Genomic DNA, 13,465 nt, shown 5'->3' with positions numbered 1-13,465 from the left:
GTGGTGGGCCTTATTGCGATAAGGCTTTTTGTCGTAAGTACGCCACAATGATGCAGGCGGGGACGGTGACGCGATAAGCGGGTCCCGCTAAGTCAGCGACAAGCCATGCCGAGCTCACGGCAAGACCAATCGGCCCAGCAATCAAGGAAAGTGCTCGGTGTGCGGCAAAGAGTGTACCAATGGTGGCAACCCCGCCGAGCGCATTAATCACACCAATGGCTGAGAGTGTTGCCACTTCCAGAGCAGCAATGCCTGAGGTACGGATAGCCGCTTGAACCGCAATCAAAATCAATTGTGGCGTGGGGTTGGTGAGGTTAAGTTGCATATCACGAGAGAAGGTTTGTAGCTCTTCTGTGGTCAGCTCATTTAAGCTTTTTTCTAATACTTTCAATAATAAATTTAATTCCAAGGTTTCGGTATTACCCTCCTTTGGATAATTGACATCAAGGTGGTCACAGACATCTTGTAAAATTTCACGGTACAACACGCCTTTATTACCTCGAACGAGACTCATCAAGCTGTTAGCCCCAAAGGCTTGCAGCTCAGCCGCAATCGACATCCAATATTGTTGGTGTTCAGGGTGGTAGAGTTGATATTCAGGTGAGCTGGTCAAGGTTTCAGTCCAGCGTTTTTGCCCGTCTTTGCTGTCGTGAGTTAGGACGGATACAAGTAAGCCCAGTTCTTCGTTACTGCATTCACGTAAAAACGCTAAATCGGTATCTAATCGGTAAGTTGCCATCAGTGTGATTCCCTAGCTTGAAAAAGAGAACACCACGATAACAACCTCACCGGACAGGTTATGTCCGGCTATTTGACTTTTTTTCGGGGGAAAAATGAAGGGAAATGACAGGACGTGTCACAAAAGAGTTATATCATTTTGATATGTATGCTATTTTCATATGTCATAACAGTACTGTATATTTGAAATTTTCTTGAGTTAACACCAACTTAAAAGACTGGGATAAACCAACCATGAGGAAATTCTAAATAACTAGTCTATTATGCTCATCATTTGCGACCGTGATATTCTTTCTCAATCAGCTCCGTAACCATATCAACAATGGACTTATTGTAGGCTTGGGCCAACTCATCCAAGTGATTTTTTACATCAATATCCAACTCACAATTTAATATTTTTATATTGTTTCGTCCTTTACGATATGCACGTTGTCTCCACGCTTTTTTCATATCCAATAACAACATTTTTCTCTCACTATGGTGTCTAAAATGCCAAGAGCGCAGTACGGCATAAATAACTAAGGGTAATTCCCCTTCACCACTTGGATTAAATAATTCAAGAGTATTAATCCCCCCGTAACTACGCTCAGCTCTTTCTTTATCATTATATTTTTTTAAGTATTCCCATGTCCAAATAGCCGCATCTCTTCCTCCATCGCTTAACCAAGTCATCTCTTTGACATTTTGAGACTCCTCATTCCATTGCGCCTTAATTTCGTCCATCAGCATTTTTTTTGTATTGCGCTGAAAAACCGCGCAATTAAAAAAATAGGTAATCGCTTTGAATCTATCTATATGTGATAATTGAACAGGTTCAATGCGAAGTAATTCAAACCAATTTCTTGGGAGATCATCATTATATTTGGATAAATAAAATCCTGATGCCGCTCTATCAATATCGAAAGCATATCGACGATAAAATCCCGAATTATCACCACTATTAAATAACACTCCCCAAATAAAAGCGCATGCATTTTCGTCATTAAAAAACCAAGAGAAATCAGACTCCGGTAATACATTCCTCTCCGTTACATCCATTGCTGAGAAAAGATATTCCTCATCTCGATAATCTCTTCTTTCGAGAAGATAATTTAACGTATCTTTAATTATTGTGAAGTTATTTACATCTAAACCGGGTGTATTCAGATGCTCAAGATATCTATTTCCGAGAAAAACTCTAATAAAGAAAAGTGCCTTTATTCCATTTTTATTTTTTATTAAGTTGTTGATGTATGATTGAATGACCATCTAAAATCCACCTTCTACGTCGTAGTGTATGTGCGTTTATTATGAATCTATTTTTATTTTTTTTATGTGACGTTGTAGGCATATCAGTACAAAAAAGATGAAAAAGGGAAGGTTATTTGTTGTAGGGATGTAGTGAAAAAAGGCGGTGATTTATCATTGAATGGATAAAAAGGAGCCTGTTATCGCGAGAAGTAACGTGAATTTTCGCTTGAAAAAAGGACTAACTTTTCAATTCTACTGACTAAGCCATTGTAGTGTTATTTTATGTATAGGGTATGCTTTTGTATTTAATTGACCTAAAAGTAACCATATCAAAACTAGGATTGTTTATTATTATATTATAACTATATTAACTATGATAATACTCAATTTATCACCTTATAATTATACACTACGTTTTTCATTATAGTAGCAAACACAATGCTTACGATTAATTGTCTACTAAGTATACACCGCTTACTCTTATTGTACAGTCTTTAAACCAATTACTCCGCTGGAATAATAACGTATTCAAATAGTGATTACTGAACCCTATTTTTACATTAAGCGGTAAATAGATGCTCGTATTTAATAAATAACACAAATCATATCAACAACGGGTAATTAGAGTTCTACTGACAGTAATCACCTTTACATACGGCTTCCTCATTATCTGAAAATACTGATTAAGGAGCACCGTAAAATACTAATCTTGTTAAGCGACTGACTCGTTATCATTATCGGCCCTTACTTTTCATTAGCGATTAGGACTGATACCCATTAAAAATTAAAAATAACTCTCTTGCCTGATGATACGAACCTTTATTCGATCACAGGCAAATAAAATGACAAATCGAGCACTACACTTAAATCAAGTTGTTCTCTCTACTACGTTTGAACATGACCGTTTAACGCTCACTCGAGACCACTCACTGCGTGAGTTAGTATCTCTCCTCATGGGAAATATTAAACACCTTTCAAAACGTCTAACTCATAAATTAGATTTATATAAAGGCATTCCTTTGTCGCCTGAAAACCCACGCTTAAAACTCACCTCGGCATCCCCCAAAGGTGAGCTCTTTTTAGAAACGCTCAAGTTCATCAATTACATTCAATCAATGGAAAAATCTCGAATACAGCGCTTGCATCCCACTCTTGTGCTCTTGGTCTCTCTTGTTAACAAATACCGTCTGAGTGAGATACTGATAGACAAAGATAAATACTGGCTGGCTGATACCCCTGAACACGTTCAGTGGCTTAACGAGGCCTTTCATGAGTTCCAAAGCACGTTAAAGAGCCCTGACTACAAAAAGCAAGTCCGAATCTTCGAGCAAGGCGCTCAGAAGAACTACCGACGAGCTCAGCAATACATTGACTCGTTGTATCAACGTTACTCCAAACTGCTAGTTGTGCGTGTAGACCTGTCTTACAAAAGTGGTATTTGCCATAGAGTTAAAGCTCATCACCTTCGTCAGCATCGCCAAGCCCTGTACAAAGCCATTAATAGCGACCCACTCTTTTCACACTGTGTCGGGTATATCTTTAAATTGGAATTCGGTATGGAAAAAGGCTTCCACTACCACGCTTTGTTTTTCTTTAACGGTCAAAAAGTGAGGCAGGACATCACGCTGGGTAAACTCATTGGTGAACTCTGGCAAGAACGTATTACAGAGTGGGCGGGTTTGTACTTTAACTGCAATTACCAAAAAGAAAAGTATCGTGAACTGGGGATTGGTTTACTAAAACGTACTGATGCGGAGAGTAAGAAAGGGTTACTCAATGCGGTAAGGTATTTATGCAAAGCCGATGCATGGGTCCGTTTGGCTGTGCCTGAACTTAAACGCACCTTTTGGCGAGGCGAAATCAAACCGAGAAAACGCCAGTAGTTAGCAACCAAATTATTTTTTACACATCCGGTTAATGATGTGGAGTGATATCCACATCCCATTTTTCGATATCGCTCCTGCTTTTTATCCACATTAAAAACAGGAGTTTTACCATGAGCACGCAAACTGAAAATATTGCATTACTTGATGACCAATTTATCGACATGAAATTTATCACCGCACTAACGGGGTTAACGGATAAGTGGTTCTACAAATTAATCCAAGAGGGTGAGTTCCCCAAACCCATCAAGTTTGGTCGCATGTCGCGCTGGTTAAAAAGTGAAGTCGTACAGTGGTTACAAGCACGCATTGATGAATCGAGAGGAGCCAACACAACTCTTGAATCCTAAGGCGCTAGAGCTAGTCGCCGTGTATTTTCCATAGCCATACCGCCCATAACTTACTAACTCAATTTCAACCACACCTGGTGCGATTGAATGCGCTCTAGGCAAAGCTACGCCCTAAACATACGAACCTGACTCGATACGCATGCAGCCTATGCTCAGTGGTCTTCTAAGTTTCAAGGTGGGTTGCCGAGTGTGGATCCTGAATGTTGGGTACTCAGAACGTTTAGTTTAAATTTTACAGAAGGAGCACAACCATGCTTAAATTACATGAAGTCAAAATGTCGCTAGCCTTAACGCAGAACAATCGTTTCGCGGGAGCCACCCAAGAATCGAGTTATTCACGAGAAAACTATTACTGTGCTCACTGCGGTGAGCCCGTCACACTGCACAAGACGCCAACGGAGTCATGGTTTACCCATTTTGATCCTCAGACCGCAGAGCACTGTCCGCGGGTCATCAGTAAGATCAAGAGCTTAGAAGACAAGGCACGACTGAGCACACAGGTTCGATCAGTGTCCCCTATTTTAAAGGTCACGAATTGGTTTTGCGTGCAGTGTCGTGAGTATTTTACAAACAATCAAAAATGTTGCCCGAAGTGCCATGAGGGGATTTGGTGTATTCCTGCCCAGAATGTAACAGAGGAACATCAGCCTAAAACAGAAAAATCGTTTCCATTATGACCTTTTAATGCTCATGGTGTTAGGTTAATCAATCACGCTTTCGCTAAATGTGACCACGGTACTGCCACCAAAATTAAGCCTACCCTGATAAGCTCACCGAAGAAGAGGAGTTAAGGCTGAATTTTCATATCGAGGAACGGCTGTTACGCTACCACCCTATGCTGGAAGGGATACTGCTCAGTGAATGTGCGCGTCTTAAACAGCACTCCTTTGCTAACAAGTTAATCAGTTTATTTCAGCATTTTAATGATCCGGAAATACCACCGAAATTGGTCTGGTTATGTTGGTCTAATTTGCTGTTGGGGTCACCGTTAGGCGATTGGAATCATACACTTAAGTTGAAATCCAAAGAGCAACTCGTGGAATGTGAGATTGATAGGAAAGCCGAAAATTGGGGATTAACAACTATCATGAATGAATATGTATTGTTCAGCCGATAAGCATAGTAAAGCAATTTGGAGAGCAACATGAATAATATCATTAATGTACTGCTATCTAAGATATGCTGATGTTCTTTCTCATGATAAATCTCATATCTGATAACGCTATGCGTTCACTTCAGACTGTATTTGACCCTATATTTCCAGACACTTTTGTAATTACCTTGCGGATGGCAATCAATCAGGCAACTGATGTGACTGCTATATGTACAACAGTCCTCTGAGGCTTAAGTCATGCTGTTGTCGAGGGGGATGAATCCACTGAGATGCTCCTGAGTTGCGTAATACCCACCTTTTATCTGTTATTGACAGGGGGCATAACTCTATATGTGAGTATTCATATTTACTTAAAACAAATAGATAAAAAATATTGTTGGACTGTCTCACTTTACCTATAATTAAAACTATTTATTTGAGATAGGTTGCTTATTGTTGTTTGATGTGAAAGCGAGTTTTTCGTTGTCTTTTTAATGGTCTCTGAGGACGGATTTGCTTTCGAATAATTTACCGTTTTACCTTATGAGCCTTGGTTTACGGCTAAGGGCGGTAGCATATCAAAATATCAATAATGCTTTACTTTCTAAATTTGAATACAGCACCTTACTTCTGTGTTTTTTAGGAAAAAAGGGTCAGAATGCCAATTGCTTTTGCTTAAATGAAAGGATCATTGAATGAAAATTTACCGCCCATTATGGAATGACGGCGCATTGTTCTCTCCGCAACAATTTCAACAACAAGCTTAGTGGGAGGTATTTACAAATCAAGGTGTTTCCGGTTTATCTTCTCCTTTTACCTGGGGAGTGGAAAAAGTTGAACTGGATGAATCACTTTTATCGTCAGGTCGCTTGCAAGTTCATCAATTACGGGCGTGGTTGTCAAATTAACTATGCTATTTCAATAACCACTAATTAAAGTGATATCAACTTTTTGGAGATCTAAGAGGCCAACCTATATCAGCTGTTTGCTGAAAATAATGAAATATCAAAAGGGTGCGGACTAAAGTGGGGGGATCACAGTAAGATTTATCTGTAAGTATATCTTATTTATAGATAGTTTAGTTAACAACTATCTCACTCGAGCTTATTTGTGTATAATAGCCAAAATTAGTTGAGTAAATTAAGAATTATCAGTGAACAGGTAGCTGTAAGCCCGGGGCGGTAGCGTGCCAAAATCATGAGATAACTACTTTTAGCACTCTGTTTTTCACAATCAAAATACGACTTATTATTCCAAGATGAAAATATTAGTTACTGGTGGTGCAGGCTTTATTGGTTCTGCGGTTGTTCGTCATATTATTAATAATACCAATGACGCTATTATTAATGTCGACAAACTAACTTATGCAGGAAATTTAGAGTCGCTTAACTCTGTTTGTGAAAATAATCGCTATACATTTATTCAAGCAGATATTTGTGATGCAAAATTAATTACGGATATATTTAAGCAACATAAACCCGATGCCATAATGCACTTAGCAGCCGAATCACATGTTGACCGTTCTATTGATGGCCCTAGTGAGTTTATCCAAACCAATATCATTGGTACTTACACATTATTAGAAGCCGCGCGTCAATATTGGAATCAACTCCCAACAGATAAAAAAGCCGACTTCCGCTTTCACCATATATCCACTGATGAAGTCTATGGCGACCTTGAATCAACAACAGATCTTTTCACTGAAACAACACCATATGCGCCTAGTAGCCCTTACTCTGCGTCAAAAGCGTCTAGTGATCATTTAGTCAGAGCGTGGCAACGTACCTATGGTTTACCAACCATCGTAACAAACTGCTCTAATAACTATGGTCCATTCCACTACCCTGAAAAACTGATCCCTTTAATCATCTTAAATGCATTAGAAGGAAAAGCTCTGCCTGTTTACGGTAACGGACAACAGATCAGAGATTGGTTATATGTAGAAGACCACGCACGAGCGCTCTATAAAGTCGTTACTGAAGGTAAGATTGGTGAAACTTACAATATTGGCGGTCACAATGAAAAAGCCAACATTGATGTAGTGAAAACAATTTGCAGCATTCTTGAAGAGCTCGTACCAAACAAACCGAATAATATTGAGAATTATAGCGATCTGATTACTTATGTGACTGATAGGCCAGGTCACGACTTACGTTATGCCATTGATGCTACAAAAATTAAAAATGAACTGAACTGGGTACCGGACGAAACATTTGAAACGGGTCTACGTAAAACGGTTGAATGGTATTTAAAGAACTCAGAATGGTGTGAATCAGTTCAAAATAATAAATATAATAGAGAAAGACTAGGGGCTTAAAAGTGAAAGGTATTATTTTAGCGGGTGGTTCTGGTACAAGGTTATATCCAATCACAATGGGAGTATCTAAACAGTTACTTCCTATTTACGATAAACCTATGATTTATTATCCGCTGTCAGTACTTATGTTAGCGGGGATCCGTGAAATACTTATTATTACAACACCTGAAGATCAAAGCAGCTTCGAACGTTTATTAGGTGACGGTTCTCAGTTTGGTATTTCATTACAATATGCAATACAACCAAAACCTGAAGGTTTAGCGCAAGCTTTTATTATCGGCGAAGAGTTTATTGGTTCGGATAGTGTGTGTTTGGTGTTAGGGGATAATATATTTTACGGGCAAGCATTTACACCAAAATTAAAAGAAGCTGCATCACGTCCCGAAGGCGCAACTGTTTTTGGCTATCAAGTCAAAGATCCTGAACGTTTTGGTGTTATTGAATTTGATAAAAATAAAAAAGTACTCTCTATCGAGGAGAAACCTAAAAATCCTAAATCAACTTATGCAGTAACAGGATTATATTTTTATGATAATCACGTTGTTGAGCTCGCTAAACAAGTTAAACCTTCTAATCGAGGTGAGTTAGAAATTACAACCCTTAATGAAATGTATTTAAAGCGTAACTCATTGAATGTTGAAATGCTAGGTCGTGGTTTTGCTTGGTTAGATACTGGAACTTATGAAAGCCTACTTGAAGCGGCACAATTTGTAGAAACAATAGAAAAGAGGCAAGGCTACAAAGTTGCCTGCTTAGAAGAAATTGCATATAACAACAGTTGGATATCTAACCAAGATCTCATAGCAAGAGCTGAATTGATGGCTAAAAATAGCTATGGTGAATATTTATTATCACTCGTGAAATAATTTTGTGAATAATAATTTAAAACAAAAAGCAACTTCAGGACTTAAATGGAGTGCAATTGAGCGGCTTGCAACACAAGTCATTCAATTAGCAGTGATGCTAGTTTTAGCCCGAATGTTAGGTCCCCACGCATTTGGACTAATCGGAATGCTAGCTGTGTTCATTGCTGTCAGCCAGGTCTTTGTTGATAGTGGATTAAGTTCAGCTCTAATAAGAAAACAGGATCGCACAGAAGAGGATTACTCGACAGCATTCTATTTTAATATTGTTATCGCTTTCATTTGTTATGCGATACTATATTTTAGTGCGCCTTATATTGCCGACTTTTATAAACAGCCAGAATTAACTTCATTAACGCGTGTACTATCATTGGTCGTAATAATTAATGCGTTAGCTATTATACAACGTACTAAATTGTCCATAAATATGGACTTTAAAACTCAAGCAAAAGCATCATTAGGTGCAGTAATCATAAGTAGCTTAGTCGCATTTTCAATGGCATATTTTGGTTTTGGTGTATGGTCACTAGTAGGTCAAACATTAAGTTATGCTGCTTTTAATTCTCTTTTCTTGAATATATTACATCGTTGGCTACCAATATTAAGTTTTAATACTGAATCATTCCGCCAATTATTTGGCTTCGGCTCAAAACTGATGCTATCAGGGGTAATTGACAGTATTTATCAAAATATTTACCAAATAGTGATTGGTAAAAAATTTAACGTATTAGATGTTGGGTATTTTACGCAAGCAAACCAGTTAGTAAGAACACCTGCAATGACAATGACTGCTATTATTCAGCGTGTTACTTATCCGATACTGAGTAGTATCCAAAATGATGAACAGCGATTGAATAATGCCTATCTGCTAACATTACGCTTATCAGCAGCCGTTATTTTCCCGCTACTTTTTGGACTTGCTGTTGTTGCTGACCCACTTATTCCTGAACTATTAGGCCATGAATGGCAGCCAGCTGCTTTATTTGCCAGCATATTAGCAATTGGTTTACTTCTTTACCCTATTCATGCCATCAATTTAAATTATTTACAAGTTAAAGGTAGGTCTGATTTATTTCTAAAATTAGAAATTCTAAAGAAAATTATTACCACTATTATTCTTGTGATCACCATTCCTTATGGAATTAAAGCTATTTGTATTGGGATAGTTATCCAATCTTATCTCGCATTATTTATCAATACTTACTATAACGGAAAAATAGGCCAGCTATCAGGTTATATTCAGTTAAAAGCCTTATTTCCTATCTGGCTAATGGCACTAATAACATGTTCTGCTGCATTATTTATCACTAAATTAATCGCCATACCACCTTGGTTTTCAATAGCATTAATTATTTTGATTGCCTGTATTCTTTATATATTCAGCATACGTTTTTTTCAAAAAGACCTCTATCAGTATCTCATATTAAATATTCTGCCAAAGAAGCTAACGAAAAATTATGAATAATATCACTGTAACGTCACCATTATTACCACCATTAGAAGAACTCACTCCATATCTAGAAGATATTTGGTCAAGAAAATGGTTAACAAATAGCGGGCATTATCACCAATTGCTAGAAAAAGAGTTATGTGACTATTTAGGTGTAAAATATATCTCATTATTCTCTAATGGAACGTTAGCTTTAATCACCGCACTACAGGCATTAGATTTAACAGGCGAAGTAATTACAACACCTTACAGTTTTGTAGCAACCAGCCATGCGATTTTACTCAATAATTTAAAACCCGTATTTGTTGATATCGACCCAAACACCTTTAACCTAGATCCTAAAAAAATCGAAGAGGCAATAACAGAGAATACATCAGCCATACTTCCAGTACATGTTTATGGTAATCCTTGTGATCATGATGCTATTCAAAAAATTGCAGACAAACATGGATTAAAAGTAATTTATGATGCTGCGCATGCCTTTGGTGTCACTAAAGATGGAATATCTGTTCTTAATTGGGGAGACCTTTCAATTCTTAGTTTCCATGCTACCAAGGCATATTCCACTATTGAAGGTGGAGCTATCATCTGTCATACCAAAGAAATGAAAGAAAAATTAGACAGATTAAAAAACTTTGGCTATGAATCAGAAACTGAAATATCAATGTTAGGCTCAAATGCAAAAATAAATGAAGTACAGGCTGCATTTGGATTAGCAACACTTAAACATATAGATAATGCATTAAATAAACGAAAAAATATTGCATCCTATTATATGGAAAAGTTAAATAATATTAATGGCCTTTATTTATTTAAAGTTGATAGTAACATTAATCTTAACTATTCATACTTTCCTATTTTAGTAAATGAAAAAGAATATGGTATTAGTAGAGATGAGCTATTTCAACGACTGAAGAATCATAACATATTAGCAAGACGATACTTTTATCCGCTGATAACTGGATTTAAGTTATATGAAGAGTATAAATGTTGTAGTGTTACTGAATCTCAAAAAATCTCTGACTCTGTAATTTGCCTACCAATTCATACAGAAATAAATGAAAGTGATCTAGACTTAATTGTAAAAGTCATAAAAAATGAATATTAAAAAAATAGAATATACTGATCTTAATGAAGTAAAGAATTTTATTATTAAGAGTGATCATGACTTTATACCCTCACTTTCTTCACGAGTGAATATTGCTGAATACACTACAAAACTAATTAACAATGCGGTGTTATTTTCAATATCGAAAAATAAAGTTATTATTGCATTAGTCGCCTGTTACGCAAATAATCATGATGAAAAAATAGCTTACATTCCCTATATTGCAGTCAGTAAACAGTATAGAGGATTAGGTTGTTCTAAATTATTACTTAATTACCTGATAGATTATTTAATTAATCATGAATTTAAATCAGTTTCTCTAACTGTAAAGAAAAATTCAACCGCATATAACCTATATGAAAAATATGGATTTATGGAAAAGCAAGAATTTATTTATAGTAATACTAATATACTTGGTTGTGATATGGAATTAATACTATGAATATAGTAACACCATTAGAGAAAATAACCTCTATTCATAATATAAATCTATATATAAAAAGAGATGATTTATATCCTATTTCAGGTGGTGGAAATAAAGGACGTAAATTAAATTATATATTAAAAGATTGTCTAAACAAAAAATGTAATGCTGTTGTAACATGTGGAGGAATTCAATCTAACCACGCTCGTGCAACCGCTATTAGGTGCCGCGAATTAGGTCTAGAGTGTACTATTATTATTCATAGTATACCAACTAACAAAAGTAGCGGAAATTTAAAAATACTAGAATTATTAGGTGTCCGCATCGTTTACTGTGAACTACAAAATATATCACAAGTAATGGATGCAGAAATGGAACGTTATACATTGCTAGGATATACACCTTTTTACATTTGGGGTGGAGGTCACTGTTATGAAGGTTCATTAGCCTATTTTGATGCAGTTGCTGAATTAAAAAAACAGACAAGTATTCAATTTGATTCAGTTTTTGTAGCAAGTGGTACAGGAGCAACTCAAGCAGGACTTCATTGTGGATTCAAACACTTCTATGATAATACTTCAGTATATGGAATCAGTGTTGCTCGTGATAAAATTCGAGGAACTGAAGAAGTCAGAAAATCGGTTGATGAGCTTATTTCTATTTCAAAATTAAATCCTTTCTATATTAATGATATTATTTTTGATGATAATTATAACGGTGGTGGTTATGAAAAAACAACGCCAGAAATATTAGAAACTGTACATAATACAGCTAAAAATACCGGAATTATTCTAGACCCAACATACACGGCAAAAGCTTGGTTGGGAATGGAAAAAATAATTGAGATAAAAAATTATTCTAAAGAAACCAACGTATTGTTTTGGCATACGGGTGGTTTACTTAACTTAATGGCATAAAAATGAATATATTATTAACATCTGTTGGTAGACGTACATACCTAGTTGATTATTTTAAAGATGCATTAATAGAATCACAGGGTAAAGTTTTTGCTGCAAATAGTACCTTTACTTATGCCATGACTCATGCAGATTCATACATAATAACACCTGAGATATACTCAAATAATTATATTGATTTTTTATTACAATATTGCAAAGAAAACAATATAAATGTAATTATCTCATTATTTGATATTGATTTACCTATATTGGCTAAAAATAAGCAAAAATTTTTAGATATTGGTGTAAATATTATTGTATCTTCTCCAAATGTCATTGATATTTGTAATGATAAATGGAAAACATATCTTTTTTTAGTTGAGAGAAACATTCCAACCCCAAAAACTTTTTTATCATTACCAGCAGTACATGAAGCTATTGACAATAATACATTAGAGCTACCATTAATAATTAAACCTCGCTGGGGAATGGGCTCTATCGGTATTTATAAAGCAGAAACAATAGATGAGTTAAATATTTTTTATAAAAAAGTTAAAAACGAGATTCAATCAACGTACCTTAATTATGAGTCAGCCTTAGATATTGATAAATCAGTACTGATACAACAGTATATATCTGGTAATGAATATGGATTAGAAATTATCAATGATTTAGATGGTAACTATATCACTACATTTTGTAAGCAAAAAGTTGCTATGCGTTCTGGAGAAACAGATCAAGCTCTAACTATTAATAATCCAGCTCTTCATAAGCTTGGTGAGTTACTATCACGAGAGTTAGGTCATGTTTGTATTTTAGATACTGATTGTTTAGAAGAAAATGGTAAATTTTATATATTAGAAATGAATGCTCGGTTTGGTGGACAATATCCATTCTCTCATTTAGCAGGAGCACACATTCCTAAACAAATAATCGAATGGATTTCAAATGGTCAAACTAAAAATGAGTATGTTACCATTAAAGAAAACGTTCTCTGCTGTAAAGATATCAAACCAACTATTATAGAAAATAATTGATACAAGACTATATAGTTCTTTTCTAAGCCATATATAAATAATATATATGTATGAATAAAGCTAGAGAATAAAT

Annotated in this window: 12 protein-coding genes and 1 pseudogene; 11 read left to right on the top strand and 2 right to left on the bottom strand. The window is 35.9% G+C overall.

Going from position 1 to position 13,465, the window contains the following annotated elements; translation table 11 throughout:
* Positions 1-10 precede the first annotated feature (10 nt).
* Positions 11-739 carry a DUF3944 domain-containing protein gene (locus ACLPIE_RS09660; protein WP_071547780.1) on the bottom strand — a complete coding sequence of 243 codons (729 nt, stop codon included), beginning with the start codon at positions 737-739 and terminating at the stop codon, positions 11-13.
* Between the two features lie 269 nt (positions 740-1,008).
* Positions 1,009-1,986, bottom strand: coding sequence for a hypothetical protein (locus ACLPIE_RS09655; protein WP_430261426.1), 978 nt, complete (start codon positions 1,984-1,986; stop codon positions 1,009-1,011).
* A gap of 824 nt (positions 1,987-2,810) precedes the next feature.
* On the opposite strand from ACLPIE_RS09655, the gene ACLPIE_RS09650 reads away from it, so the two are divergent.
* The 11 genes and pseudogenes from ACLPIE_RS09650 (at position 2,811) to ACLPIE_RS09600 (ending at position 13,392) form a co-directional block, all read left to right on the top strand.
* Positions 2,811-3,851 carry a YagK/YfjJ domain-containing protein gene (locus tag ACLPIE_RS09650; protein ID WP_430261425.1) on the top strand — a complete coding sequence of 347 codons (1,041 nt, stop codon included), beginning with the start codon at positions 2,811-2,813 and terminating at the stop codon, positions 3,849-3,851.
* A gap of 113 nt (positions 3,852-3,964) precedes the next feature.
* Positions 3,965-4,201 carry a helix-turn-helix transcriptional regulator gene (locus tag ACLPIE_RS09645; RefSeq protein ID WP_071547783.1) on the top strand — a complete coding sequence of 79 codons (237 nt, stop codon included), beginning with the start codon at positions 3,965-3,967 and terminating at the stop codon, positions 4,199-4,201.
* Between the two features lie 251 nt (positions 4,202-4,452).
* On the top strand, positions 4,453-4,878 hold the full coding sequence (locus tag ACLPIE_RS09640) for a putative zinc ribbon protein (protein ID WP_430261424.1): 426 nt from the start codon (positions 4,453-4,455) through the stop codon (positions 4,876-4,878).
* A 1,111-nt stretch (positions 4,879-5,989) separates the two neighbouring features.
* Positions 5,990-6,193, top strand: a pseudogene (gene tssK, locus ACLPIE_RS09635) (type VI secretion system baseplate subunit TssK); the annotation flags it as partial.
* Positions 6,194-6,552: 359 nt separating this feature from the next.
* The gene (gene rfbB, locus ACLPIE_RS09630) at positions 6,553-7,611 is read left to right on the top strand and encodes a dTDP-glucose 4,6-dehydratase (RefSeq protein ID WP_094962076.1); all 1,059 of its coding nucleotides are present in this window, start codon (positions 6,553-6,555) and stop codon (positions 7,609-7,611) included.
* A gap of 2 nt (positions 7,612-7,613) precedes the next feature.
* Positions 7,614-8,477 carry a glucose-1-phosphate thymidylyltransferase RfbA gene (gene rfbA / locus ACLPIE_RS09625; protein WP_094962075.1) on the top strand — a complete coding sequence of 288 codons (864 nt, stop codon included), beginning with the start codon at positions 7,614-7,616 and terminating at the stop codon, positions 8,475-8,477.
* A 4-nt stretch (positions 8,478-8,481) separates the two neighbouring features.
* The gene (locus tag ACLPIE_RS09620; RefSeq protein WP_094962074.1) at positions 8,482-9,939 is read left to right on the top strand and encodes a lipopolysaccharide biosynthesis protein; all 1,458 of its coding nucleotides are present in this window, start codon (positions 8,482-8,484) and stop codon (positions 9,937-9,939) included.
* Positions 9,932-11,032 carry a DegT/DnrJ/EryC1/StrS family aminotransferase gene (locus tag ACLPIE_RS09615; protein ID WP_094962073.1) on the top strand — a complete coding sequence of 367 codons (1,101 nt, stop codon included), beginning with the start codon at positions 9,932-9,934 and terminating at the stop codon, positions 11,030-11,032. Before ACLPIE_RS09620 ends, ACLPIE_RS09615 begins: the two co-directional genes overlap by 8 nt.
* Positions 11,022-11,474, top strand: a complete 453-nt coding sequence (locus ACLPIE_RS09610) for a GNAT family N-acetyltransferase (RefSeq protein ID WP_094962072.1) — start codon at positions 11,022-11,024, stop codon at positions 11,472-11,474. Before ACLPIE_RS09615 ends, ACLPIE_RS09610 begins: the two co-directional genes overlap by 11 nt.
* Positions 11,471-12,373: a 1-aminocyclopropane-1-carboxylate deaminase/D-cysteine desulfhydrase gene (locus ACLPIE_RS09605; protein ID WP_094962071.1), complete on the top strand. Its 903-nt coding sequence runs from the start codon at positions 11,471-11,473 to the stop codon at positions 12,371-12,373. The genes ACLPIE_RS09610 and ACLPIE_RS09605 overlap by 4 nt, the downstream gene beginning before the upstream one ends.
* A gap of 2 nt (positions 12,374-12,375) precedes the next feature.
* The gene (locus tag ACLPIE_RS09600; RefSeq protein ID WP_430261423.1) at positions 12,376-13,392 is read left to right on the top strand and encodes an ATP-grasp domain-containing protein; all 1,017 of its coding nucleotides are present in this window, start codon (positions 12,376-12,378) and stop codon (positions 13,390-13,392) included.
* The last annotated feature ends 73 nt before the right edge of the window (positions 13,393-13,465 follow it).

This window comes from Providencia sp. Me31A (genome assembly GCF_050487165.1).
Taxonomy (GTDB): domain Bacteria; phylum Pseudomonadota; class Gammaproteobacteria; order Enterobacterales; family Enterobacteriaceae; genus Providencia.
This window is presented reverse-complemented; position numbering and strand designations above follow the sequence as displayed.